This is a genomic window from Flavobacterium sp. UBA6195 (genome assembly GCF_002422095.1).
Classification (GTDB): Bacteria; Bacteroidota; Bacteroidia; order Flavobacteriales; family Flavobacteriaceae; genus Flavobacterium.
Genome location: NZ_DITB01000057.1, coordinates 1 through 25,925 on the forward strand (window position 1 = coordinate 1; position 25,925 = coordinate 25,925).

33 protein-coding genes are annotated in these 25,925 nt (G+C 30.9%); 15 read left to right on the forward strand and 18 right to left on the reverse strand.

Features of this window, described 5'->3' with window-relative positions:
- The 15 genes from B4I81_RS04530 to B4I81_RS04600 all read left to right on the forward strand — a co-directional run.
- Positions 1 to 1,151 (forward strand): sensor histidine kinase (locus B4I81_RS04530; RefSeq protein ID WP_291108178.1); only part of this gene is annotated, 1,151 nt, incomplete at its 5' end.
- Positions 1,152 to 1,229: 78 nt separating this feature from the next.
- Positions 1,230 to 1,604 carry a hypothetical protein gene (locus B4I81_RS04535; protein ID WP_291108180.1) on the forward strand — a complete coding sequence of 125 codons (375 nt, stop codon included), beginning with the start codon at positions 1,230 to 1,232 and terminating at the stop codon, positions 1,602 to 1,604.
- Positions 1,605 to 1,688: 84 nt separating this feature from the next.
- Positions 1,689 to 6,026, forward strand: coding sequence for a CusA/CzcA family heavy metal efflux RND transporter (locus B4I81_RS04540; RefSeq protein ID WP_291108182.1), 4,338 nt, complete (start codon positions 1,689 to 1,691; stop codon positions 6,024 to 6,026).
- A 10-nt stretch (positions 6,027 to 6,036) separates the two neighbouring features.
- Entirely contained in the window at positions 6,037 to 7,155 is a 1,119-nt protein-coding gene (locus B4I81_RS04545; RefSeq protein WP_291108184.1) for an efflux RND transporter periplasmic adaptor subunit, read from the forward strand.
- A gap of 13 nt (positions 7,156 to 7,168) precedes the next feature.
- On the forward strand, positions 7,169 to 7,672 hold the full coding sequence (locus B4I81_RS04550) for a hypothetical protein (protein WP_291108186.1): 504 nt from the start codon (positions 7,169 to 7,171) through the stop codon (positions 7,670 to 7,672).
- Positions 7,673 to 7,929: 257 nt separating this feature from the next.
- A complete protein-coding gene (gene hisG / locus B4I81_RS04555) occupies positions 7,930 to 8,787 on the forward strand; it encodes an ATP phosphoribosyltransferase (RefSeq protein WP_291108188.1) in 858 nt (285 codons plus the stop codon).
- A 36-nt stretch (positions 8,788 to 8,823) separates the two neighbouring features.
- The gene (hisD, locus tag B4I81_RS04560; RefSeq protein ID WP_291108190.1) at positions 8,824 to 10,098 is read left to right on the forward strand and encodes a histidinol dehydrogenase; all 1,275 of its coding nucleotides are present in this window, start codon (positions 8,824 to 8,826) and stop codon (positions 10,096 to 10,098) included.
- A 44-nt stretch (positions 10,099 to 10,142) separates the two neighbouring features.
- On the forward strand, positions 10,143 to 11,165 hold the full coding sequence (gene hisC, locus B4I81_RS04565; RefSeq protein WP_291108192.1) for a histidinol-phosphate transaminase: 1,023 nt from the start codon (positions 10,143 to 10,145) through the stop codon (positions 11,163 to 11,165).
- The gene (gene hisB, locus B4I81_RS04570) at positions 11,137 to 12,276 is read left to right on the forward strand and encodes a bifunctional histidinol-phosphatase/imidazoleglycerol-phosphate dehydratase HisB (RefSeq protein WP_291108196.1); all 1,140 of its coding nucleotides are present in this window, start codon (positions 11,137 to 11,139) and stop codon (positions 12,274 to 12,276) included. Before hisC ends, hisB begins: the two co-directional genes overlap by 29 nt.
- Before the next feature lie 77 nt (positions 12,277 to 12,353).
- The gene (gene hisH, locus B4I81_RS04575; RefSeq protein WP_291108198.1) at positions 12,354 to 12,935 is read left to right on the forward strand and encodes an imidazole glycerol phosphate synthase subunit HisH; all 582 of its coding nucleotides are present in this window, start codon (positions 12,354 to 12,356) and stop codon (positions 12,933 to 12,935) included.
- Between the two features lie 91 nt (positions 12,936 to 13,026).
- Positions 13,027 to 13,749, forward strand: a complete 723-nt coding sequence (gene hisA, locus B4I81_RS04580; protein WP_291108199.1) for a 1-(5-phosphoribosyl)-5-[(5-phosphoribosylamino)methylideneamino]imidazole-4-carboxamide isomerase — start codon at positions 13,027 to 13,029, stop codon at positions 13,747 to 13,749.
- Between the two features lie 27 nt (positions 13,750 to 13,776).
- Positions 13,777 to 14,532 (forward strand): imidazole glycerol phosphate synthase subunit HisF, encoded by a 756-nt coding sequence (hisF, locus tag B4I81_RS04585; protein ID WP_291108201.1) that lies wholly within the window; start codon positions 13,777 to 13,779, stop codon positions 14,530 to 14,532.
- Positions 14,533 to 14,693: 161 nt separating this feature from the next.
- Entirely contained in the window at positions 14,694 to 15,293 is a 600-nt protein-coding gene (gene hisIE, locus B4I81_RS04590; protein ID WP_291108203.1) for a bifunctional phosphoribosyl-AMP cyclohydrolase/phosphoribosyl-ATP diphosphatase HisIE, read from the forward strand.
- Between the two features lie 77 nt (positions 15,294 to 15,370).
- On the forward strand, positions 15,371 to 15,760 hold the full coding sequence (locus B4I81_RS04595) for an acyl-CoA thioesterase (RefSeq protein WP_291108205.1): 390 nt from the start codon (positions 15,371 to 15,373) through the stop codon (positions 15,758 to 15,760).
- Between the two features lie 163 nt (positions 15,761 to 15,923).
- Positions 15,924 to 16,592 carry a DUF2461 domain-containing protein gene (locus B4I81_RS04600; RefSeq protein WP_291108207.1) on the forward strand — a complete coding sequence of 223 codons (669 nt, stop codon included), beginning with the start codon at positions 15,924 to 15,926 and terminating at the stop codon, positions 16,590 to 16,592.
- A gap of 74 nt (positions 16,593 to 16,666) precedes the next feature.
- Here B4I81_RS04600 and B4I81_RS04605 read toward each other — a convergent pair whose 3' ends face one another.
- The 18 genes from B4I81_RS04605 to B4I81_RS04690 form a co-directional block, all read right to left on the reverse strand.
- Positions 16,667 to 17,053, reverse strand: a complete 387-nt coding sequence (locus B4I81_RS04605) for a glyoxalase (RefSeq protein WP_291108209.1) — start codon at positions 17,051 to 17,053, stop codon at positions 16,667 to 16,669.
- An 85-nt stretch (positions 17,054 to 17,138) separates the two neighbouring features.
- Positions 17,139 to 18,383 (reverse strand): mechanosensitive ion channel family protein, encoded by a 1,245-nt coding sequence (locus B4I81_RS04610; protein ID WP_291108211.1) that lies wholly within the window; start codon positions 18,381 to 18,383, stop codon positions 17,139 to 17,141.
- Positions 18,383 to 18,661: a DUF3817 domain-containing protein gene (locus B4I81_RS04615; RefSeq protein WP_291108213.1), complete on the reverse strand. Its 279-nt coding sequence runs from the start codon at positions 18,659 to 18,661 to the stop codon at positions 18,383 to 18,385. Before B4I81_RS04615 ends, B4I81_RS04610 begins: the two co-directional genes overlap by 1 nt.
- Positions 18,658 to 19,266, reverse strand: a complete 609-nt coding sequence (locus B4I81_RS04620; protein WP_291108215.1) for a short-chain dehydrogenase — start codon at positions 19,264 to 19,266, stop codon at positions 18,658 to 18,660. The genes B4I81_RS04615 and B4I81_RS04620 overlap by 4 nt, the downstream gene beginning before the upstream one ends.
- 115 nt (positions 19,267 to 19,381) lie before the next feature.
- Complete coding sequence (locus tag B4I81_RS04625; RefSeq protein ID WP_291108217.1) at positions 19,382 to 19,750, reverse strand: hypothetical protein; 369 nt, start codon at positions 19,748 to 19,750, stop codon at positions 19,382 to 19,384.
- Between the two features lie 223 nt (positions 19,751 to 19,973).
- Complete coding sequence (locus B4I81_RS04630) at positions 19,974 to 20,399, reverse strand: hypothetical protein (protein WP_291108219.1); 426 nt, start codon at positions 20,397 to 20,399, stop codon at positions 19,974 to 19,976.
- A 320-nt stretch (positions 20,400 to 20,719) separates the two neighbouring features.
- Entirely contained in the window at positions 20,720 to 21,097 is a 378-nt protein-coding gene (locus B4I81_RS04635; protein WP_291108220.1) for a hypothetical protein, read from the reverse strand.
- 4 nt (positions 21,098 to 21,101) lie between these two features.
- Positions 21,102 to 21,623, reverse strand: a complete 522-nt coding sequence (locus tag B4I81_RS04640) for a hypothetical protein (RefSeq protein WP_291108221.1) — start codon at positions 21,621 to 21,623, stop codon at positions 21,102 to 21,104.
- Positions 21,623 to 21,727 (reverse strand): LPXTG cell wall anchor domain-containing protein, encoded by a 105-nt coding sequence (locus B4I81_RS04645; RefSeq protein ID WP_291108222.1) that lies wholly within the window; start codon positions 21,725 to 21,727, stop codon positions 21,623 to 21,625. The genes B4I81_RS04640 and B4I81_RS04645 overlap by 1 nt, the downstream gene beginning before the upstream one ends.
- A gap of 2 nt (positions 21,728 to 21,729) precedes the next feature.
- Entirely contained in the window at positions 21,730 to 22,311 is a 582-nt protein-coding gene (locus tag B4I81_RS04650; protein ID WP_291108224.1) for a hypothetical protein, read from the reverse strand.
- On the reverse strand, positions 22,301 to 22,444 hold the full coding sequence (locus B4I81_RS04655) for a hypothetical protein (RefSeq protein WP_291108226.1): 144 nt from the start codon (positions 22,442 to 22,444) through the stop codon (positions 22,301 to 22,303). The genes B4I81_RS04650 and B4I81_RS04655 overlap by 11 nt, the downstream gene beginning before the upstream one ends.
- 65 nt (positions 22,445 to 22,509) lie before the next feature.
- Positions 22,510 to 22,725: a hypothetical protein gene (locus tag B4I81_RS04660; RefSeq protein ID WP_291108229.1), complete on the reverse strand. Its 216-nt coding sequence runs from the start codon at positions 22,723 to 22,725 to the stop codon at positions 22,510 to 22,512.
- Positions 22,725 to 22,928, reverse strand: coding sequence for a hypothetical protein (locus B4I81_RS04665; RefSeq protein WP_291108231.1), 204 nt, complete (start codon positions 22,926 to 22,928; stop codon positions 22,725 to 22,727). Before B4I81_RS04665 ends, B4I81_RS04660 begins: the two co-directional genes overlap by 1 nt.
- On the reverse strand, positions 22,928 to 23,380 hold the full coding sequence (locus B4I81_RS04670; RefSeq protein WP_291108232.1) for a hypothetical protein: 453 nt from the start codon (positions 23,378 to 23,380) through the stop codon (positions 22,928 to 22,930). Before B4I81_RS04670 ends, B4I81_RS04665 begins: the two co-directional genes overlap by 1 nt.
- 14 nt (positions 23,381 to 23,394) lie before the next feature.
- Entirely contained in the window at positions 23,395 to 24,150 is a 756-nt protein-coding gene (locus B4I81_RS04675) for a hypothetical protein (RefSeq protein WP_291108234.1), read from the reverse strand.
- A 110-nt stretch (positions 24,151 to 24,260) separates the two neighbouring features.
- A complete protein-coding gene (locus B4I81_RS04680; RefSeq protein ID WP_291108236.1) occupies positions 24,261 to 24,428 on the reverse strand; it encodes a hypothetical protein in 168 nt (55 codons plus the stop codon).
- Positions 24,429 to 24,480: 52 nt separating this feature from the next.
- Positions 24,481 to 24,660 carry a hypothetical protein gene (locus tag B4I81_RS04685; RefSeq protein ID WP_291108238.1) on the reverse strand — a complete coding sequence of 60 codons (180 nt, stop codon included), beginning with the start codon at positions 24,658 to 24,660 and terminating at the stop codon, positions 24,481 to 24,483.
- 73 nt (positions 24,661 to 24,733) lie between these two features.
- Positions 24,734 to 25,861: a hypothetical protein gene (locus B4I81_RS04690; protein ID WP_291108240.1), complete on the reverse strand. Its 1,128-nt coding sequence runs from the start codon at positions 25,859 to 25,861 to the stop codon at positions 24,734 to 24,736.
- Positions 25,862 to 25,925 lie beyond the last annotated feature (64 nt).

Genomic DNA, 25,925 nt, shown 5'->3' on the forward strand with positions numbered 1-25,925 from the left:
GTGTAAATCCTGTTTTTGTTGAATTCTATGATAACCACAAAGAAATAATAGATAAATCACCAAATCTTAAAAATTCCAACATTCAACTTTTAAACAATGTAAATAATAAGTTTATTGATACTAAATTAAATAGTATTCCCATTCGACAAATTCAGACACCTATTATTAATAAAGGTAAAATTGTTGGGTATTTAGTTGTAGCGATGTCTTTGGAAGATTTTCAAATTGTATTAATTTTAAAAAATATACTTTTAATTACTTTTCCTCTGATTTTAATATTACTGTTTTTAATTGCAAGATTTTTTGCGGGTAAAAGTATTAAACCGGTGCAAACTATTATAGAAACATCTAGTCAAATTACTAAAGATAATTTAAAAACAAGAATTCCATTACCATTTAATAAAGATGAATTATATGTGTTATCAGAAAATATTAATCATCTTTTAGATCGAGTTGAAAATGCAATCGATCGTGAAAAGCAGTTTACTTCAGATGCTTCTCATGAGTTAAGAACACCTTTAGCAGTAATTAAAGGAACTTTAGAAGTTTTAATACGAAAACCAAGAAATCAGCAAGAATACGAAGAAAGAATTCAGTTTTGTGTTTCAGAAGTAGATCGATTGAATCATATGGTAGACCAACTTTTACTATTGGCCCGATTTGAAAATCAAAAGCAAAATATTAAGAAAGAAACCATTTATCTAAATGCTCTTATTTTAGATAATCTTATCCGATTCTCAGACAAAATTGATAACAAAAAAATAAAAGTTATAACATCGTTTAATGATGATTATTACATCAATTCGGACAATTATTTAATTTCAATTATTTTTAGTAATTTGATATCTAATGCTATAAAATATTCTAATAATGAAACAGATCTTACTATAAAACTTTTTGAAGATAACAATTCCATTTTATTTTCTTTGTCAGATAAAGGGATGGGTATTGCTGCAACAGATATTGATAAAATTTTTACTTCTTTTTTTAGATCCGATGTAGTAAATCATTCTGAAATTAAAGGAACTGGTTTGGGATTATCTATAGTTAAAAGATTATGCGATTTACTGAAAATAGAAATTACTCTAACTAGTGAAATCAATAAAGGAACCACTTTTATATTAAGATTTCCTGAAGTAAACCTTAAGTAGTTCTTAAGTTAATTCTTATAAACTATCTTTACATTTGTATTGTAGTTTTTAGTAATTTTAAGAACTTCTTAAATTATAATGAAAAAGTGTTTTGCTATAGTTTTACTTTCAATTTTCATGTGTGCTAACACATCAATTGGGCAATTATTAAAATTTCCTAATCTTATTGAGCATTATGTTGATCATAAAAAGGTTAGTGGTTCAAATTCTATTTTATTTATCGATTACCTAGTTTTACATTATTCTAAAAACGTAGAAAACAATTTAGATCATCAAGATTTACCTTTTAAAACATTTGATACATCTACTTGTTCTTTATTTGTTTTTACCAACTTTAACTACCAAATTTCAGTTGTTAAATATTGGGTTTCTACTCAAAAAATATTTTTATACAGTGAATCTTTTCAATCCAATTTAATTGATTCTATTTGGTTGCCTCCTAAGATTTTATAATATTTTATTGAATACAGTTTCCGAATGGAAATAGTATAGTTTTATCTTTTTAGATACAATTCATTAATTATATTATAAAAAAAAATGTTAGAAAAAATTATTGCTTTTAGTTTAAGAAACAAGCTAATTGTTTTGTTGTTTACATTGGCTGTTTTTGGATTTGGATTATTCTCAGTTTTCCAAATTTCAATTGGAGCTGTTCCAGATGTAACCAATAATCAGGTTCAAGTTATAACCACATCACGAAATTTATCAACTCAAGATATCGAACAATATATCACTTATCCAGTTGAAATAGAAATGGCGAATTTACCTAGTGTAAAAGAAATTCGCTCTATTTCAAAATTTGGATTATCGGTTGTAACCATTGTTTTTGAAGACGAAATTGGTACGTATTTACCAAGACAATTAATAGCCGAAAAAATCAAAGCGGCTTCTGAAAAAATTCCTCAAGGATTTGGTACTCCAGAAATGGGACCAATTACTACAGGATTGGGAGAAATTTATCAATATACTTTAGAAGTAAAACCCGAATTTAAAAATCAATATACCGTTACAGATTTACGAACTATTCAAGATTGGGTAGTGAAACGTCAATTATCTGGAATTAAAGGTGTTGTAGAAATTAATACATGGGGTGGCTATTTAAAACAATATGAAATTGCTATTCATCCAGCTAGTTTAAAAGCAATGAATATTACTACTTCTGATGTATTTACAGCATTGGAGAAAAATAACAGTATTGCTGGAGGTTCTTATATAGAAAAAACGAATGAAAGTTATTTCATTCGTGGTGAAGGAAAAGTTAATTCTATTGAAGATATCCAAAATATTGTGGTAAAAAACGATTTTGGTACCCCAATTTATATCAAGGATGTCGCTCAAGTTCAATTTGGTCATGCCAATCGTTTTGGTGCTATCACTGGAAATGGAGAAGGAGAAAAGGTGTTAGGGCAAGTAATGATGCTAAAAGATGCCAATTCCAAACAAGTTATTGATGATGTAAAACACAGAATTGCCGAAATTGAAAAATCCTTACCCGATGGTGTTTACATAAATGGTTTCCTTGAACGTAGTGAACTTGTAGGAAAAACAACTTTTACAGTAGCAGAAAACCTAATTTTAGGTTGTTTAATCGTAATTTTTGTGGTGGTAGTTTTACTTGGAAACTGGCGTTCAGGATTAGTGGTGGCCTCTGTAATTCCGTTATGTTTGCTTTTTGCTATTACTTTTATGAATATTTTTAAAATTGATGCTAACTTAATGAGTTTAGGAGCTATCGATTTTGGAATTATCATTGATGGTGCCGTAATTATTGTGGAATTTATTGCCTTTCAAATTGTTAGCAAATCATCGCATTTGGTAGGTTTAAGCAAAAAAGATCGTCAGGAAGAAATTGATCAAATTACATATAAGAGTGCTTCAAAAATGATGAACTCTGCTGTTTTTGGTCAGTTGATTATTCTTATAGTATTTATCCCAATTTTATCGCTTTCAGGAGTAGAAGGTAAAATGTTCAAACCTATGGCAATGACCTTCAGTTTTGCATTATTAGGCGCTATGCTTTTTTGCTTTACTTATGTTCCAGTGGCAGCTTCATTGTTTTTAAAACCACAAGAAGAAAATCCAAATTCGTTTTCAAATCGATTAATTAACAAGCTGAATTCTTGGTATTTACCAGTTATTAAATGGGCGTTACAAAACACTAAAAAAGTATTATCAGGTGCGGTTGCTATTTTGATTATCGCTGTGGCTTTGTTTTCAACTATGGGTGGTGAATTTATTCCTCAGTTAGATGAAGGTGATTTCGTTATCCAGCCCGTTCTCAAAACAGGAACTTCATTAAGTAAAACCATAGAAACCACAACTAAAATTGAAAAAACAATTTTAAAAAATTTCCCTGAAGTAGAACAAGTGGTCAGTAGAATTGGAGCTGCTGAAGTTCCTACTGATCCAATGAGTATGGAAGAAAGCGATGTTATTGTAAAATTGAAACCAAAATCAGAATGGGTTTCAGCTCATTCTAAAGATGAATTGGCTGATAAAATCAAAGCGGCAATTGAAAAACAAATTCCAAATATGGAAATAGAGTTTACCCAACCTATCGAAATGCGTTTCAATGAATTGATTTCGGGTTCAAGATCAGATGTTGCAATTAAAGTTTTTGGAGAAGATTTGGATATTTTAGCTAAAAAGGCGCATGAAATTGAGAAAGCCATTCGTAATGTTGAAGGTGCTTCCGATATTATTATTGAAAAAACAGAAGGTTTACCTCAAATGTTTGTGCAATACGACAGAAGTAAAATCGCTCGTTATGGTTTAAATATTGCCGATTTAAACGAAATGATTGCTTTAGGTTTTGCAGGTAAAGTAGTTGGAAATGTTTTTGAAGGCGAAAAACGTTTCGATATGGTAATTCGTTTGAATCAAACAAACAGAACGGATATTGAAGATTTACGAAATTTATATGTTTCAATTCCTAATGGTGAACAAATTCCTTTACGTGAATTAGCCAATATTACCTATACGGAAGGACCAGCAAAAATATCTCGTGATAATACCAACAGAAGAATCGTAGTTGGAATTAATGTTAGAAATCGAGATTTACAAAGTGTAGTAGATGATGTGAAAAAAATCATCAATTCAAAAATAAATTTACCACCAGGATATAGAGTAACATATGGAGGACAATTTGAAAATTTAGAAAGTGCTAAAGCAAGATTATTAATTGCTGTTCCAATCGCTTTATTCTTGATTTTTATTATGTTGCATTTCGCATTCGGTTCTATTAAAGAAGCTATGATGGTGTATACAGCTATTCCACTATCGGCAGTTGGTGGTGTTTTATTTCTTTGGTTGCGCGATTTACCTTTTAGTATTTCAGCCGGAGTAGGATTTATTGCACTTTTTGGTATTGCGGTATTAAACGGAATTGTATTAATAGAGCATTTTAAAGAATTAAAACATAGTGGAAAATTTACCGATATGAATGAATTAATCTTAAAAGGAACAACAGACAGACTTCGCCCTGTTTTATTAACAGCTGCAGCCGCTGCACTAGGATTTTTACCTATGGCAATTTCTTCAGGAGCAGGTGCAGAAGTGCAACGCCCATTAGCAACGGTAGTTATTGGAGGATTAATAACCGCTACACTTTTAACTTTAATTGTATTACCAATCTTGTTCAAAATATATGATGAAAAAGAAGAGAAAAAATTAAAATTTAAAAATATTAAGCTAACTACTCACATCATAATTTTATTCTTTGGTACTACATTATCATATGGTCAAGAAAAGAATACAGAATTAGATAGTTTGGTTTCTAATGCTTTAAATAACAATGCAAGTATCAAATCAGGTCAGTTGCAAGTGGATAAAGCTAAAGCAGCTACAAAACTTGCTTATGATTTTAATAAAACCAATGTTTACTATAGTTATGACCAAAATAACTTAGCACTAAATAATTTGCCTTTAAAAGTTTTTGGAGCCCAACAATCCTTTTCTTTTCCAACAGTATATGGAAGTCAACGTAAAGTTTACAACGCGGAATACGAAAAAGAACAAGCTGGATTTGAAATTCAAAAAAACAAACTAACTAACGAAATTTCTAAGGTATATTATGAAATTGTATATCTTAATAATCAAGAGAAATTATATCGTTATTTAGATAGTTTGTATCAAAATTTTTCAAAAGCAAGCAATAGAAGATTTGAGTTAGGTGAAACTAATTATTTGGAAAAAATTACCGCAGAAGCCAAGTTTAGACAAATCAGAACGAAATTATCGCAAATAGATAAAGCAAAATTAGCACAACTCGAATTGTTACAATCACTTGTTCAATTAGATAGAAAAATAGCGGTAACATTAGCTGAATTAAAACCAATAAATAATTTAAGTGTTAATTCAAGTAAAAATTTGTACTATAATTATTTAGAGACATTTACAAAAAAATATAAAGCTAATGAAAGTTTACAAAAACAAAATTGGTTACCTGATATTAACCTTGAATATTTCCAAGGAAAAAACACTGGACTTTCACAATCTTTATATGGATTTCAAGTTGGTTTAGCTGTTCCGATTTTATTTAATGGAAACATTGCAAAATCTAAAGTAGCTAAATTAGAATCTCAAGCTTGGGAACAACAAAAGAAAAACGAAGAAACGAAAATTGAGGCTTATATCAATCAAAAAAATAATGAGTTAATCCAATTTCAACAAGCGATAGATTATTACAAGCAATACGGAAAAAAAGTATCGGATGAAATCATCAAAGTTGCCAATAATAGCTATAAACAAGGAGAAATAGACTTTTTTCAATATATCTTAAGTTTAGAAAATGCCACCACAATTCAAGTGGAATATTTAGATGCTGTTATTCAATACAACAAAACACAATTAGATTTACAATACATTAATTTTTAATCATCAAACAATGAAAAATATATTCAAATTAATCGCCTTATTTGCTGTAATTACTTCATGTAAAAACGAAGTAGTGGAAGAACCACAGAAAGAAGACGGTTTAATTACAGTAACAAAAGAACAATTTCAATCTACCAAAATGCTTGTTGCTTCTCCAACAACACAAGATTTTAATGTAACTATTAAATCTTCTGGAAAAATTGATGTTCCGCCTCAGTATAAAGCTAAAATCACTCCTTTTATTGGTGGTTATGTAAAATCAACTTCTTTGTTAGTTGGAGATAAAGTAAGAAAAGGTCAAGTTGTAATTACCCTTGAAAACACAGAATATCTAGATATTCAAAAAGATTATGTTGAAGTAGCCGAACAAATTAACTATTTAAAATCGGAATTTGAGCGTCAGAAAACGTTGTACAATGAAAAAATCACTTCGCAAAAAAATTATTTAAAAGCGGAAAGTGATTATCGTCAAGCAAAAGGAATGTATCAAGGTTTACGCGAAAAATTATTGCTTTTAAATATCAATCCAACTAATGTTGAGAAAGGTAAATTTACTTCTGTTATAGCATTATCTTCACCAATTTCAGGAGATGTTACCGTTTTAAATGCCAATGTTGGAATGTTTATGTCGCCTTCAGATATAATAATGGAAATTGTAGATACCAACTATTTACACTTAAATTTAAGCATCTTTGAAAAAGATATATTGCATGTTAAATCAGGACAATCTATTAATTTCACTATACCAGAAGCTAGTAAAGATATTTTTACATCTAAAGTACAATTGGTTGGAAAATCAATTGAAAATAAAGACCGAACCATTTCAGTTTTTGGAACTTTAAATCCTGCAGACAAATCAAAATTATTATCAGGAATGTTTGTAGAAGCCAATATTATTATTGATTCTAAAAAAGGATTAGGTATTCCAAATGATGCTTTAATTACAGAAGACAATAAAAATTTCGTACTTTTATTACAACAAAATGGAAATGACGGAAGTTATGTTTTTAAGAAAACACTAGTAAATATTGGTGAAAAAACAGAACAGTTTGTTGAAATTTTACCTAACAAAAGTATTAATGAAAGCTCTAAATTATTAACCAAAGGAGTTTTCGATTTAACTAATTAAAAAACAAAAAATCATGAACGACGCACATTTACACATGGTAGTAAACCATTTTCCAATTATTGGGACAATTTTTGGATTAGGAATCTTAATTGCGGGTATTTTTTTTAAAAACAGCGTAATAAAAAATGTAGCATACGTAATATTCGTAGTAGCCGCAATTTTTAGTGCCGTAAGTATGGCTACTGGAGAAGGAGCCGAGGAAATTGCAGAAAAATTACCTTCAGTAACCGATCAAATTATTCATGAGCATGAAGAAATGGCTGAGAAATTAGCTGTCGTTTTATATGCACTGGGTTTAGTTTCACTTATCGGATTGTATTTAAATTTTAAAAATCATGCAAAAGCCAATTTGATTTCTTACTTGGCTGTTTTAATTGCAATTGTAGGAGTATTTTTAGGGAAACAAACAGGTACAACAGGTGGCGAAATTCGTCATACCGAAATTAGAGAAAATGCTAGCAATGGTAATACTTCAGAAGCTAATCATGAAGAAGAATCACACAACGATGATCATTAAACAAAATATAAAATTTCAAAAACATTTTGTTTATTCGAAATTATAGTTGTTAAATTTGCAGTGTTAAATAACAACAGAAATTATGTTTTTAAATCAATTACATCATCATCATCATTTTTTCCACGCTCAAGCGAGGTAGTGATGATATGTAATTAAATCATATAAACCTATTAACCCGTTTGAGTACATCAAGCGGGTTTTTTATTGTTAAGCATTTTTTAAATCCCTTGGTGTACTTTTTAAAACAAAATTTAAAAATGAACACACTAAAAATTGCTATTCAAAAATCAGGTCGATTACACGATGAAAGTATCCAAATCTTAAAAGATTGTGGCATTTCAATTTATAATGGTAATGACCAACTCAAAATTACCGCTTCCAATTTTCCATTAGAAGTTTATTATTTACGAAATTCGGATATTCCCCAATATTTGATTGATGGCGTGGTTGATATCGCAATAGTTGGCGATAATCTTCTTGTTGAAAAAGGGCAGAACATTCAAATTGCGGAAAAATTAGGATTTTCAAAATGTAAAGTTTCGGTAGCGGTTCCAAAGAATTTCAATTACAATTCTATTCAAGATTTAAACGGATTACGAGTTGCAACTTCATATCCTAAAACGGTAATAGATTATTTTTCTTCTAAAGGAATTTCCGTAGACATTCACCAAATTTCAGGTTCAGTTGAAATTGCCCCAAATATAGGACTTTCCGATGCTATTGTAGATATTGTTTCAAGCGGAAGTACCTTATTTAAAAACGGATTAAAAGAAGTAGAAGTGATTTTAAAAAGTGAAGCTGTTTTAGCGGTTTCTCCACAAATTTCGGAAGAAGCCAAACAAGTTTTATCCAAATTACAATTTAGAATCCAATCGGTTTTGCGATCAAGAAAATCAAAATATATTTTGATGAATGTACCAAATGATAAAATCTCAGAAATCAGCAAAATTCTTCCTGTTTTAAAAAGTCCAACAGTGATGCCTTTAGCCGAAGAGGGTTGGAGTAGTGTGCATTCTGTAATTGATGAAGATAAATTTTGGGAAGTCATCGACCAATTAAAAGAAGCTGGGTCCGAAGGCATTTTAGTTTGTCCAATAGAAAAAATGGTCCTTTAAAAAGAAAATAGCGAATAGAATTTAGAAAATAGAATTATGAAAAAAATATACAACCCACAATCGGAATCTTGGTCAGAAATTTGCAAAAGACCAACCCAAACTTTCTCAGACGTAGAAGAAACGGTAAAGCAAATCTTCAAAGAAGTACAACAAAAAGGTGACAAAGCGATTGCAAAATATGCTTCCTTCTTTGATGGCGTTACTTTAGAAAATATCCAAGTCACACAAGAAGAAATTGAAATTGCTAAAAATGAAGTTTCACAGGAACTAAAAGAAGCCATTCAATTAGCCAAATCAAATATCGAACAATTTCACGAAGCTCAAAAAACAGATAAAATTGTAGTTGAAACTACTATTGGAGTGACTTGTTGGCAAGAAAAACGTCCGATTCAAAAAGTGGGTTTATACATTCCAGGCGGAACTGCTCCTTTATTTTCAACGGTTTTAATGTTGGCAGTTCCAGCAAAATTAGCAGGTTGTCAAGAAATTGTATTGTGTTCGCCATCGGATAAAAATGGAAAAATTAATGCCGCAATTCTATACGCAGCCGATTTGTGTGGTGTAACTAAAATCTACAAAGTAGGTGGAATTCAAGCCATTGCTGGAATGACATTCGGAACAGAAACCATTCCGCAAGTCTATAAAATTTTCGGACCTGGAAATCAATTTGTAACGATTGCAAAACAATTTGCTTCTCAAAATGGAGTTGCAATTGATATGCCAGCAGGCCCAAGTGAATTATTAGTTTACGCTGATGAAACGGCAATTCCAAGTTTCGTAGCTTCCGATTTATTAAGTCAAGCCGAACATGGAAAAGACAGCCAAGTAATTTTGGTTACTACCAATAAAAACATTTTAAACGATGTGGAAGAAGAAATTTATAAACAATTGAAAGAACTTCCAAGACAAGAAATCGCTCAAGTGGCTATTAATAATTCCAAATTAATCTTCGTTGAAACTGAAAAAACGGCTTTATCGCTAATTAATGAATATGGTCCAGAGCATTTTATCTTATGTTCTAAGAATGAAGATTATTTCGTTGATGGCATTCAAAATGCAGGTTCGATTTTTATTGGAAATTATACTCCAGAAAGCGCTGGCGATTATGCTTCTGGAACCAATCATACATTACCCACAAACGGATATTCAAAAAGCTACAGTGGTGTAAATTTAGATAGTTTCTTGAAGGCGATGACCTTTCAAAAAATATCAGATATTGGAATTCAAAACATCGGAAAAGCAATAGAAACTATGGCAGAGGCCGAAGGTTTACAAGCACACAAAAACGCAGTTACATTAAGATTAAAATAAAAGCTATGAATTTAGAAAACTTAATCCGAGAGAACGTAAAAAAAATGAGTCCATATTCTTCAGCACGTGATGAATTTGAACAGTTTACAAAGCCAATGGTCTATTTAGATGCTAATGAAAATCCGTTTACTAACGGCATGAATCGTTATCCAGATCCACAACAAAAAGAGCTAAAAGCCATTATTGGGGATAAAAATAATGTTTCAAAAGAAAATATTCTTTTAGGAAACGGAAGTGATGAAGTTTTAGATTTGATTTTCAGAGCTTTCTGTGAACCGAATCGCGATAATATCATAACATTGCCACCAACCTATGGAATGTATGGAGTTTTAGCCAATATCAATGCTATTGAAAATCGTGAAGTGTTACTAAATGAGGAATTTCAACCGAATGTAGAAGCCATTATAAATGCTGTGGATAACAATACGAAAATCATCTTTTTGTGTTCACCAAATAACCCAACAGGAAATTCTTTTACAGATTCATCCGTAATTAAAATTCTCAATCAATTCAAAGGATTAGTGGTAATTGATGAAGCGTATATTGATTTTTCAAAAGATGAAAGTTGGTTAAGTGTTTTGAAAGATTTTCCTAATTTGATTATCACCCAAACTTTATCAAAAGCGTATGCAATGGCAGGATTACGAATCGGAATTTTGTATGCATCTAGAGAAATTATTGCAGTTTTGAATAAAATTAAGCCACCTTACAACATTAACGGTTTGTCTCAAGAAACTGCTGTCAAAAAATTGTTGCAAAGTACGATGCCAACGCAAGTTAGAAAAATATTGGTGGAACGAAATAAACTCATCGAAGCACTTTCAAAATGCGAATTTGTTGAGAAAATATATCCTTCGGACGCCAATTTTATCTTAATTAAAGTGGATGATGCGAATTTTAGATACCAACAATTTATCGAAAAAGGAGTAGTGGTTCGCAACAGAAGCAATCAACCTTTATGCGAAAATTGCTTGCGAATTAGTATTGGAACTAAAGAAGAAACTGAACAAATTATTGAATTATTAAAAACATTCAACAATGCCGAAAAGAGTATTATTTATAGATAGAGATGGAACTTTGGTTTTAGAGCCAGAAAATTATCAATTAGACAGTTTAACTAAATTAGAATTCTATCCAAAAGTATTTCAATTTTTGAGTAAAATCGCTAAAGAATTGGATTTTGAATTGGCAATGGTAACCAATCAAGATGGTTTAGGAACCTTAAGTTTTCCTGAAGAAACTTTTTGGCCAACCCAAAATTTCATCCTGAAAGCATTTGAAAATGAAGGCATAACATTTGACGAAATTTTTATCGACAGAAGTTTTCCTGAAGACAATGCTCCAACCAGAAAACCTAGAACGGGAATGTTAACCAAGTATTTGAACAATCCGGAATACGATTTGGAGAATTCATTCATAATTGGCGATAGAATTACCGATGTGGAATTGGCTAAAAACTTAGGTTCTAAAGCAATTTTTATCAAAAACGAAGAGAATTTGGGCGGAAACGAAATCGCAACGTCATTGGAAGAACTCCAAAATGTAATCGCTTTACAAACAACCGATTGGCAAAAGATCTACGAGTTTTTCAAATTGGATGAAAGAACAGCTTCTATCAAAAGATCCACAAATGAAACCGATATCGCTATCACTTTAAATTTAGACGGAACAGGAAAAAGTAACATCAACACCGGAATTTCCTTTTTCGATCACATGTTGGACCAAATTGCGCGTCACGGACAAATGGACTTAGATATTCAAGTCAAAGGCGATTTAGAAGTTGATGAACACCACACAATTGAAGATGCAGCGATTGCATTAGGCGAAGTTTTTGCAAAAGCTTTAGGTAATAAATTAGGCATCGAGCGTTACGGATTTTGTTTACCAATGGACGATTGTTTAGTGCAAGTAGCCATTGATTTCGGAGGAAGAAATTGGCTAGTTTGGGAAGCAGAATTTAAACGTGAAATGATTGGTCAAATGCCAACCGAAATGTTTTTTCACTTTTTCAAATCGTTCACAGATGGTGCAAAAGCGAATTTAAACATCAAGGCAGAAGGAACAAACGAACACCACAAAATTGAAGCGATTTTCAAAGCCTTCGCAAAAGCAATTAAAGTGGCTGTGAAAAGAGATACAGAGAAAATGATTTTACCCTCAACTAAAGGAATGTTGTAAAATAAGCCACAGATTACACAGATTAACACGGATTACAAATCCTTAAAATCCTTTAATCCGTGGCAAAAAATAAAAATATGAAAATAGCAATAATAGATTATGGAGCTGGAAATGTTCAAAGTGTTTTATTCGCTTTAGAACGACTTGGCTTTGAAGGAATTGTAACGAATGATTGGAATACTATAAAGACAGCTGATAAAGTGATTTTTCCTGGTGTAGGCGAGGCGAGTAGCGCTATGAAAATGTTGGTTGATAGTGGATTACAAGTATTGATTCCAACCCTTAAACAACCGGTTTTAGGAATTTGTTTGGGGATGCAATTGATGTGTAAAAATTCAGAAGAAGGCAATACCATCGGATTAGGAATTTTTGATGTCAACGTCGTAAAGTTTTCAAATCAAGTAAAAGTCCCACAAATGGGTTGGAATACGATTTACAATTTGAAATCGCCATTATTCTCAGAAATTAAAGAAAACGAATTTATGTATTTGGTTCATAGTTTTTACGCGCCATTAGCTGAAAACACAATTGCTACCACGAATTATGAGCATGAATACAGCACCGCTTTACAGCGTGATAACTTCTTCGGAGTACAATTTCACCCTGAGAAAAGTGGAACCTTTGGAGAACAAATTTTGAAAAACTTTTTAAACCTTTAATTCTTAAAATAGGAACACAGATTTAAGAAATGAGAAAAATTTTAATAATTTCTTCAATTTTAACAATCTGCGTTCCAAAAAAAAATGTAAAATGAGAATAATCCCAGCCATAGACATTATCGATGGAAAATGCGTCCGACTTTCCAAAGGCGATTACGACACAAAGAAAATATACAACGAAAATCCGCTTGAAGTAGCCAAATCCTTTGAAGCGTATGGAATTCAGTATTTGCATTTGGTTGATTTAGATGGAGCCAAATCAAGCCGAATTGTGAACTATAAAGTTTTGGAACAAATTGCTTTGAAAACGAGTTTAAAAATCGATTTTGGTGGTGGTATAAAATCTGATGTCGATTTGAAAATTGCTTTTGAAAGTGGCGCCAATCAAATTACAGGTGGAAGTATAGCCATCAAACAACCAGAAGTTTTCAAAAATTGGATACAGCAATATGGAGCAGATAAAATTATTTTGGGCGCCGATGCTATGAAGGAAAAAGTAGCTATTTCAGGTTGGTTGGAAGAATCAAATGAAGAAGTAATTCCGTTTATTCAAAATTATCAGAAAGAAGGAATTCAATACGTAATTTGCACTGAAATTTCAAAAGACGGCATGCTCGAAGGTCCAAGTTTTGAATTATATAAAAGAATTTTGGAACAAACCAAAGATGTAAAACTCATCGCTTCAGGAGGAATTTCTACATTCAATGAATTACCCAATTTAGCCGAATTAGGTTGCGAAGGCACAATCATCGGAAAAGCCATTTACGAAGGTAGAATAACTTTAAAACAATTGGAGAACTACATTTTGTCTTAATTCTTAATACTCAAATCTTAATATTATATGCTCACAAAAAGAATCATTCCCTGCTTAGACATCAAAAACGGTCGAACCGTAAAAGGTGTCAACTTTGTGGATTTAAAAGATGCAGGTGATCCAGTGGAATTGGCAAAAAAATACGCTGAAACAGGTGCTGACGAACTTGTTTTTCTAGACATCTCCGCAACAGAAGAACGTCGTGCTACTTTAATCGATTTGGTTCGAAAAGTGGCTACTGCAATTAATATTCCGTTTACTGTTGGTGGTGGTATTTCTTCCGTTGCGGATGTAGATGTTTTGCTGCGCAATGGCGCGGATAAAATTTCGATTAACTCATCAGCAGTTAAGAACCCAGATTTAATCAATGAAATTGCTGCAAAATATGGAAGTCAATGCGTTGTTGTAGCTATCGATGCGAAAAAAATTTATGGCGATTGGATGGTTCATTTAGTTGGCGGAAAAGTACCTACGGACTTAAATTTATTCGACTGGGCAAAAGAAGTTGAGCAACGTGGTGCTGGAGAAATTTTATTTACCTCTATGAATAACGACGGAACCAAAAACGGTTTTGCTAATGATGCTTTAGCCAAATTATCTGAAATCGTAAACATTCCCATCATCGCTTCTGGTGGTGCGGGAACTAGGGAACATTTCGCAGAAACATTCATCAACGGAAAAGCCGATGCCGCATTAGCAGCTAGTGTTTTTCACTATCAAGAAATCGAAATCCCTGAATTGAAACAGTTTTTAAAAAATCAAAATATCTCGATAAGATTATAATAAGAATAAAGATCAAACCACATAGAAACATAGAAAATCGTTTTTGAGAGTTAATTATAGCATTGCATTAAAACATAGCTATGAAACCTCTGAAAAGTACAACGACTAACAATTTTAAATATAAAAGCTATGTTTCTATGTGGTCAAAAAAATAACTAAACATGAAAATAAATTTTAATAAAACCCCAGACAACCTAATCCCAGCCATCATTCAAGATAACGAAACTAAAAATGTTTTAATGTTAGGCTACATGAATCAAGAAGCTTTAGACCAAACATTAGCAACAAAAAAAGTAACTTTTTTCAGTCGAACTAAAAACCGATTGTGGACAAAAGGTGAGGAGAGTGGCAACTTCTTAGAACTAATTTCCATCAAAGAAGATTGCGATAACGATACACTTTTAGTAAAAGTAAAACCTGCTGGTGCAACTTGTCACACAGGTTTAGATACGTGTTGGCAAGAAGCTAATAATCAAGAATTTGGTTTTTTATCGAAATTAGAGAATACTATTGCAAAACGTAAAGAAAATGCCGATGCTGAAAAGAGTTATGTAGCCTCATTATTCGCAAAAGGCATTAATAAAATAGCACAAAAAGTAGGAGAAGAAGCCGTTGAAGTGGTAATTGAAGCCAAAGACAACAATAATGATTTGTTCTTATCCGAAAGTGCCGATTTATTCTTTCACTATTTGATTTTATTGCAAGCGAAAGGTTTTCAATTAAATGATGTTGTGGAGGTTTTGAAAAATAGAGAAAAGTAATACCATTATTAATAAAAGAATTAATTGAAATTTATTTTTATAAATGTATTTCCTTACCTTTAAAATAAAAATTCAAGATGCGATTTCACACCAGAAAATGGGTAAAACCCGAAGATTTGAATGCCAACGGAACCTTATTTGGTGGTAAAATGTTGGCATGGATTGACGAAGAAGCTGCTTTGTATTCGATTGTTCAATTAGAAAATTCACGTGTAGTAACCAAATACATGAGTGAAATAAATTTTATGAACTCGGCCAAACAAGGTGATATTGTTGAAATTGGAATTGATGTGGTTAAATTTGGAAAAACTTCTTTAGTTTTAAAAAGTGAAGTTCGAAATATGATGACTAGAGAAACCATTATCTCTATTGATAATATTACGATGGTAAACTTAGGCGAAGATGGAAAACCAAAACCACATGGTAAAACTCAAATAGAATTTATTGAAGACCGTTTGAAAAAATAATTGTTATTGAAACACATAGGCACATAGAAAATTAAAAATATTGTACCTTAGAGTTAGTTTTAAGCATTTTATTTACACATAGAACTTTATTTTCTATGTCAAGTAACACGTCTAAAGACAAAACTATGAAAACTATATATCTATGTGTTTAAAAATTAAAAATATGCTACAAAAATCAACTTTAGAATTTCTAACAAAACTTAAAGAAAACAACGACCGCGATTGGTTTGCGGCAAATAAAAAAGCCTTTGAAACCGAACAAAAGTTAGCCAAGACGTTTTTTACATCGGTAGGTGAGCAGTTGGGAAAAATGGATAGTATTGAGCGTATTCAGATTTTTAGAATTTATCGCGATGTGCGTTTTTCGAAGGATAAATCACCTTATAAAAATCATTTCAGTGTTGGGTTCACCCGAACAAAACCAATGCTTCGTGGCGGTTACTATTTGCATATTGAGCCTGGAGGAAGTTTTGTAGGTGGCGGCTTTTGGGAACCTAATGCAGTTGATTTGCATCGCATTCGTAAAGAATTTGAAATGGATGATGAAGAAATCAGAACGATTGTTGCTGATGAAAAGTTCAAAAAATTCTTTGGCGAACTAAAAGGCGAGGAGTTAAAAACTGCCCCAAAAGGTTTCGATAAAACGCATCCTGCCATTGATTTAATTCGTAAAAAACAATATTTACTAACTCGTAGATTTTCGGACAAAGAGGTTTTGGCTCCTAATTTTCAAGAAGAAGTTTTAGCGACTTTTCAAGTTATGCGACCATTCTTCGATTATATGAGCGAAGTATTGAGCACGGATTTGAATGGAGAATCTTTATATAATTAGCCAATTTTTGAATGTGCCGATGTGTCAATTATTTTCTTTCCATTGGCACATTGACTAATTGTCTCATTGCCAAATTAAATTATCTGAATTTGACTTTTTAAACGTTCAATCAATAAATTCATCATACGTTTGTTTAAATTGGATGAATTTTGGGTGTATTCTTTGTATTCGGAAACAGTAAACATTCCGAAAACTATTCCTTTTAATGAATTTCGAAATTTGATATCGCGTTGGATGGCGTTTTCAATAAAATTTTCTTTTTTCTCTGGATAAAGTGTAAAATATACGCCTTTTTGTTTCATGGCGTAATTTCTAAAAACTTCAATAAACAATTCATTTTGGAATTTCAAAATAGGTCGCAATGTCTGATTTTGAAACTTTTCTTCAGAACTCGATTGTTCAGTAATAATACCTATACTACCACCTCTAATTTCTAAAAGTGATTCGTCTTTCGTTTTCATGATAAAGTGAATTTGTTTGAATTAAAGTTAAAAAAAATAACCTCCAATTTCTTGAAGGATACTTTAAGTTATTAAGAATCAGTTGTTAATTACTTTGTTTACTTGGTGAACTGATAAATTCAAATACTTCTAAATCAAAATAAGGCATAGAAGCAATAATATGATCAAAAATATCGGCCATGATATGTTCGTAGTTTAACCAAGTTTTATCTTTTGAAAAGCAATAAATTTCTAATGGAATTCCTTTTTCTGTGGGTTGTAAATGACGTACCATTAAACTCATGTCTTTGTTAATTCCAGGATGTGATAAAATATACTGATTAATATATTTTCGAAACAAACCTAAATTGGTTAAATTTCTTCCATTTACAATAACACTTTTATCAATTCCATTATTCGAGTTGTATTTGTCGATATCCGCTTGACGATGTTCGATGTAGGAAGTTAAATGTTGAATTTTTTTGAATTTTTCTAATTCTTCAGATTGAATGAATCTCACAGAATTCGCTTTAATCAAAATGTGACGTTTAATTCTTCTTCCATCAGAATCCAACATTCCACGCCAGTTTTTGAAACTATCCGATATTAAACTGTACGTTGGAATCGTAGTGGTAGTATTGTCAAAATTTCGAACTTTTACAGTTGCCAAATTAATTTCAACAACATCTCCATCAGCTCCAAATTTTTCCATAGTAATCCAGTCGCCAATATGCACCATGTCATTTACTGAAACGGAAATACTCGCTACAAATCCTAAAATGGTATCTCTAAAAATTAAGATAATAATTGCAGAAATAGAACCAAAAGTGGTTAATAATGTAGTTTTACTTACGTCGAAAAGAATTAATACAAAAGAAATAATTCCAAACAACCACAAAAACAACATGATTACTTGAATGTAACTATCAATCGGCTTGTCACTAAAACGAGGCTTTTGTTTTAAGTAATCACGAAGTGAATTAAAAATACTTCTAGTAATCCATAGCGATAGGATAATGATGTAAATTTTAACTCCTTTTTCAAAAATGTATTCCCAATAGGTAAAATTGTTCAAAATTACAGGAACAGTTTTATATATAAACAATAAGGGAACAAGATGGGCTAAATATTTAGCTGTTTTGTTTGCAACTAAAAAATCATCAAAAGAAGATTTTGTTTTTGCTGCAACAATTGCCAAGAAAATAATAAAGAGCTTTTTGAAAAGATAGTCTAAAATATAAGCAACAACTATTAGAACAACAATATTGATGGCTAAATTCAAATAAGAAGAAATCGCATCGCTAAAATCGAAACTTTTAAAAATATCGTATGCCCAGTTAAAGATTTTCATTAGGTAGTTTGAAGGTATTTTTTTTCAATATAAAAGGTTCCAAAAGGAAAAATAGATGCCAAACAAATAATTACAAATGTTTTAGTGTCCCATTTTTGTTCATTCTTTAGCAGAATTGCAAAAGCAATATACAACATAAAAAGTATCCCATGAGCCATTCCAATATTTTTCACATATATAGGATCGTTAGCCATGTATTTCATTGGCATAGCAAAAAAATACAACGCTAGAGTTGAAATTCCTTCTAACAAAGCAATAGAGCGAAAAGATTTTATCATGATAAAGCAGAATAAATTACAAATCCGTAAATAGCAAAACGAAAGAAACGAAGTAAACCAAACATAAAGAAATGTCTTCTAGAATAGTTAATCATTCCTGCTGCTAGGCAAGCTATTGCAAAAGGCAAAGGCAATAAAGCTCCAACAGCAATTAAAAAGCCTCCCCATTTTTGCATGTTAATAATATGCTTAGACATTTTACCATACAAACGCTTATTAACTGAAGGAATAGCTACAATCGCCATTCCCATAAAATAAGCAATTACACCACCTAAATAAGATAAAAAGGCTAAAATAGTCAAGTAGAGTAGAGGATTTTCTGTATTTTTCGTCCAAGCAATAAAAATATCGGGTGGAATTAATCCTAAAACACTTTCTGAAGCAAGAAAAATTCCAAAAATAAACAAATCACTAAAATTTTGGGTGATGTAAATTAAAGCTTCATTAAGATTAATAACCTTATAATTAACATAAAAAAGAAGGGCTACAACAATAGCTGTAGGCAAAATAGCACCTTTGATACCTTGCCAAATAAAGGAATAAAATCCTGTATATTTATAATATTGATGAAGTAATTTAACTTTTGATTTTTTAGTTCTAGACATTGGCTTTAAATTTTAATCAAAATTAGTTAGTTTGAAGAGATAATAACGTTAAGAAAAACAAAAAAATCGGTAAATTTACTTACCGATTTTATATTATGTAAAATAGAATTATAAATTAATAAGCTAAAAATGCTTTATTATATTCTTTTAAATCTAATATATTGTTTTTCTTATCCAAATCAGTTAATAGTGAAAGGAAATAATTGAAGCTTTCTACATTATTTTCAACCGAAATGTTTGTTTCAACTTGAGCGTCTTTGCTATCAACAGGTTCATCATCAGGAATTCCAATAAAAAATCCATTATTATTTTCTAAATGCTGATATGCCAATCGTAAAGCTTTAGTTACAAATGGATTATTTAAATCTAAAGTTATTTCTCTAAGTTTTTTTAAATCGGTTACAATTTCTAAAACTTCAAAATTATCTTTGAATAATTCTTTTTGAATCTTTTCGATTAATTTAAGGGCTTGTTTGTTTTCCATAATTATGTAATAAGGGACTGCAAACTTAATCTTTCTTATGCTTTTACACAAACGTTTTGTAGAGTATTTTTAACCTTTTTTATTATTATCAAATTGAATTATAATATACAACATGTAAAATTGTATAGTTAGAAAAATGTATTATATTTGCACTCATATATCTGAATTATATACAGCGAATAGGGAGGTGCGACTAACACCGATGAACTATTCGCTTTTTTTATTAATTTACTTTTGCAGTTGCTTTATAAACTTCATCTTTATTAACGTAAATCCAGTATGTACAATCTTCAACGTTGCATGATGATATAGTTAAAAATTTGTTTGAACCGTTAATTTTTAAAGTTCCTGTAGTTGTGTACTCAATATTAGCAATGTTATTATTAATAATATATTCAATTGTTGAAGTAGGATAAATTATAATAGTAACGGTTTTATTACCAATAGTAAAGTTTGAAAGAGAATAAGAGGTAGAACTATTTTTCTCATAGTATCTAACAATGTTTTCAGTAAAAACAAAGTCTTCATCTAATGACTGAATATACTTTAAATTGTCATATTCTGAAAAAGAAATTTTTTCATTTTTAACAGAAGTTTGCGAAAATGAAAATGAAGTTAGAAAAATAAAAATAAAAGAATAAATTTTCATAATAATTTAAATTAAAATTAGCAATCGCCTACCGGGCTCCTTTGCGGAAATAAATTAAAAAGGACAATTTTTAATTTATTTAAGGAACGCCTATCGGCTGTTTTTTTTTATTTTGCCTGTCACGAACCAGCTACAAAATTATCATTTTGCTTAACGCTGGAGGCTTGATAGAGTAGAAAAAGGAAAACCTATACAATTTCTCGTATAGGTTCTTTATTGTGGATTGTATATAAAATTAAAGGCTTGCATATATCTGAACTCTATTTTGAGAGGTGCGACTAACACCGTTTCATCGACAAATATACATAAATTTTTAAATTTTATGGAATTATGTAAAAATAACTATCTTTTTTTCTAAAATCGCCCTCATACAACCAATCCAAATCGTGCATTTCTTTACCGTAAAAATACACTTCTTTTAAACTTAAATTTGTGAAAAACAAACTTTCAGTGTTAAATTGATGCAATTGATTTTTTTCGTTGAAAATAGCCAATACAAATAAGTCATCTGGAAGAATAGCACTATGAATAGTGTAAACTTGTTTTTCTAAATAAACCAATTCAAATTTAGTAAGTTCAACGAAAACAATTTTTTTGTTTCTGTTGATCGCCATTAATTTAAAAGTCTTTTGACTAAAATCTAATTTAGGTAAATACTTTAATGTTTCATAGCTTAATTGTACTAATCTCTTACTCATGATATTAATTTATAGTTAATTTAGCTTGTACTCTTTTAAGTTCAGATTCATCTAATAAAGCGAATATATCATCTGTTAAAACTCTATTATTGGTATAAACTTCATTATAAAGTCGTTTTAAATGATGAAAATTGTAACGTTGATACAAAAGTGTGTCAGCTACTTTTTTGTCATTCTCTGTCCAACCTCGTGGGTCTAACCAGCTCCACCAAGAATTCTTGTCGCTGTATTTTGTACCCAAATCATGCGCCAATTGTTTAGCTGCACTTTGAACATCTTTACGAGTAGTAATTTTGTCGGCTTTGTTTTGTGCAATAACTGGATTTTGATTTTGAATATAATTTACATTGTTTTGGTTTTGTTGATTTTCTGCATCTATTTCAGTTTCTAAACCTTTGAATTTATTATACTGGCGAATAATGAAACGAGCCAAAGGGAAGAATAAAATAATGCCTATAATAATATAAAGCCACTTTTTCCAATTAAATGGAGTAGTGGCTTTTTTTGTGATTTTCTTTTTGTACATTATTTTTTGTATTTTTTATACAAGAAAAATGCGCCAGTAATAGAAACTAAACCAACTAAACCAATAATGATTTTAGTTTTGTGTTTTGTCCAAAATTCTTTCATTTTTAAAAATATTTTTTGCAATGTGGACACTGCGTTAGAACTTTTTTTTTTACATCGATTTCAGAGAAAATTGAACCGTACCACTTTTTAAACATGTCAATAACATATTTCTTTTTTACTACACCGTCTTTTGCAAAGATTGGATTTTGTTTAGCAATTAGTGATGCGCTTAAACCTTTAGTCTGAAAAATAAAGTCATCATCTTTACCGACAGCAAGCGGAAAAAATGTTACCAAATAAGTATCTACAAAACTTTCAGGAACTTTTTTAGTAGTTCTTATGACTTCTCTGTAGTATTCCTTAACTACGTTCATTTGTTCTGAAAATGACATTTTTGCCAAATCAGAAAGTAAGTAACGTTTACCGTTAATAGTTTTGTAGTTTACACCAGCTTTATCCCTTGTAAATTGAATAAGACCGACAGAACCAATGCTATTGGTTTTTGAAGGACTAAATGTTTTACCACTTTCAAAGTACATAACGGCAAGTAACCAGTTAGGGTTAATATCCAAATCATTACAAACTTCTATTACTTTGTCAATTTGTGCTTGAGATAGTAATTTTGTGAATTTACTACTTATCATTGTTGACTTCCTTGTTTTGTTTGTTTTCGATTTTTTCAAATTGCTCAATAGAGTAACCGATAATGTCGAAAATAACAGTTAAATATGCGCCATATTTCAACGCAAATCGTAATCCGTTTAAAAATCCTTTCATAATAATAAAAGTGTTTTAAAAAGTATCGTAATAACTCTCAGGGTATTGTTACGATACTTTATGTTCTACATTGAAGAGTGAGAGGGTTTTTTCTTTACTAATGTAATTTTAACCCAAAATTCAACTCCGTCTTTTTGTGCCTGTGATGGTTCAACTTTATAAAGTTTACCGCCTAATTCAACATAACCGCTTGAAAATCCTGTACCTTTTTTGTCTTTACAGCCAATTAACTGATAAGGGTTACCAAATCTATCTGTTGAAATTCTACTTTGTCCAGCCATTACTCTTGTGTGTTTTGATTAGATAATACTTCTTTTTGCTCTTGTGGTGCTTTTGGTTTTTTTAACATTTTGAACAATGTTACCACACCGATTACTAATTGAATTAGTAATTTACCGACCTCAATCATTGGAGTTCCGTCGGTTGGAACTTGACTGACACCTTCAACAAAGCCGATGCCAGTCAATCCTATTACTGCTTTCATTATCTTCTGCGGTAAGTAGGTCTTTTTGAACCTAACATTTTTACGAAAACAAAAACAACAGTAACTGTACCTAAAATACCGCCTACAAGTTTTAACCAATTTTTTTTCAACCAAGCGTTAGCAGTATTATCTACTAAAGTTGAACCAATTTGACCAGCTTGTGGAGTTCCAGCAAGAACATTACCAGCACCTGTAAGCGCACCGCCTAATGCACCGTTAGCAATATCCTTGATACCAACGTTTGCACGTTGTAATGTAGCATTGTATTCTGCTTGTGCTTGTGCGTCTGCTTGTGCTTGTGCTTTTTCTTGCTTTTGTGCTTCATGGCTTGCTTGCATACCGCTTACAATACCTGTGGGGTCGAACGCTGCACCAACTTTAACCAAGTTTTTAAAACTGATTTGTTTTGTTGCTTTCTTTACGAAACCGCCAATTTTTTTGAAAAATCCCATTTCTTAAATAAAGATTATTTGATTAAACCCATAGCAAGTAATTCAACATCTTTACGCATAAAGAATTTAACTACACTGCCTTCATTTTTTCTCACGTTGATATTTACAATACCTTTCAATGGTAATTGAATAAAACCAACAAAATTTGGTAAAACTTTACCGTCATTACGAACGTATGCAACTGGGTCAATGTCTTGTGAAATTGCTCTAATTTCACGCATTGAATGTTTAGTTACTACTCCGTTATCGTGTGTAAAATTTAATTCTGTAATAGTTGCATCATCATCGATAATAGCAATATCAAAATTTCTTACATTGACATCGTAGTTTGTTTGTTCGTCCGCAATGCTTTTTTCTTCATACATGTAGACATCATCAGAAGTAACTGGACTTTCAATACCGTCAAAAATGTATTTTTTCATAGGGTTAAGATTTTTCAAAGCAAGTTTTAACTTGTCATTTGGACCCATAACTAATGCTCCCATTTCAGTTAATTCAATAACTGCAACTGTTTTGAAGCTTTCAGGATTTGTAGCAGGAAAAGAACCAATAGCGTCATCTCCGAAAGTTGAAGCTAATAGGAATCTTTTTAAACTTACAAAACCCTGTGTGATTTCAAGATTAGAACCGCCGTTTCTTTCGACTTGAATACTAATCAATTCGTCGCCGATTTCGTCTACGGTCTTATCAGAAAAGAAAGCTAAACTTTCAATCCCTTTTTGTAATTCCGCTTTAGCATCTGCAACGCCTGTGGTTTCAATAATGTTCATACTATTTTTTATTTAATTAAAAATTTATAAGGCAAATGTGAGAAATGAAAAAAGGCACAATTATTGAATTGTACCTTTTATGTAGTATTTTTGTATAGAATATGTAGTATTTATGCTATTTTGAAATACTTTTTAAAATGACAAAATAGGACTTTTGGAGCGCCAGTACTTTGTTTAATATCTTGTAAGTACTTTTTTGCGGTTCTGTCATCTGTAACGTCTAACAAAGTCTTAATGTCTTTGTATGTTAAAATTCTAAATTCTGAAATTGTTGCCATAACATGGAAGTTTTTAGGTTAGAATAGAGGGGGTGCGACCCCTCTATTTGTTTTAAAAAATTAATAATTGTCCGTTGTTTTCTATTCGTGGTTCTTTTACTGGAAATTCTTTGTTTTTGAATGTTAGTTCTTGACCGTTAGAAAGGACATAAACATAATCAGTAATTTTTTGGGATTTTGCGGAATGACTTACAATTAAACCCCTGTCTTTTTTTGCTTTTTTTGTACTCATTTTTTTGTGCTTTGGTTAAAGTTTTTTTTAACTGGGGTGGGGGTATCAGTAACCCCCACATTAGGAAATTTAATTACCATAAATTTTGCATTTTTATGAATTGGTTAGTAATAGAATTTTGTTCTAATTGTTTTGTTAAATATTCTGTATCGAATGTAATATCGATTAAGCTTAAAATTTTCTTTTTAGAAAGGGCTTTTTGTACTTTACAATCAAATAAAGTTAAGGGTTCTTGAAGTGTTAATTTATCTGCACCTAGTTCTACGAGTTTATGCATATAATAACTAATAATTTTGTCAGTAGGACTTAAATCAGAAGAAACTGAAAATTGCTTTTTTTCATAATAATATTTTAGCTGAACGTTACAAATTGTAGTTAGTTCAAGTTGTGATATTGAAAGAATATCTTTTAAAGTTGATAATTGATTTTCAGGATTTACAAGTTTCTTTTTGCGTAAATTTTGTTTTACAGCATTGTTTTTTATAGTGATTTCTTTCCTAATAATATTGTCAATAGATAAACCGTAACGTAATTGAGGAAATAAATACTTGTTATAAAAATAAGCAGAATTGGTAAGCAATTCTTCTGTTTTGTTGTAAAACTTACAGAAGGGAGAGCCAATTTTCGCAGAATCTCTATTGCTGAATTCGATACCATAATTTTTGTCATTTTTAAATGTTTCTTTACGTGGATATAGTGTAACTTCATGTTGTTTTGAAGCCTTAACCATTTTTTTGAGATATTGTAAACTTTGTTTATATGGTTCAAAATCAAGGTTGTAATTTATACAAATGTCTATATCATTACATATAGAATTTAATGCAGTATCAAGGTCAAAATGTATGATTTGACGAGTATTGATATAATCGACAATCATTTGTAAATTGTCAATATTGATGCCTTCAAAGTATCTACCGAATAACATTTTTGAGGTCAATGTTAAACGTATTAGTTCTGTAGTTTCTTTTTTGATTATATTTGGCGGAAATACGACACGATTAAAACGAAAATTAATGCCATTATCTTTGATTAAAATTGGCTTTGGCGGGTTTAAATCTTCGATAATTTCGCCAGTTTCAGGATAATAAACCTGATATTCTGAAATTAAACGCTCATCAATAACCTGAATTTTATCTAATGGTAGATAAATAGTTAAAGAATCTATTAACCCGACATTTAAGGGTATTGGGTTAAACTTCATAACTAATTGGTTTTAAATTAGTTGATAAAGTGTTTGAACTATAATATACATTATGTAAAATAGA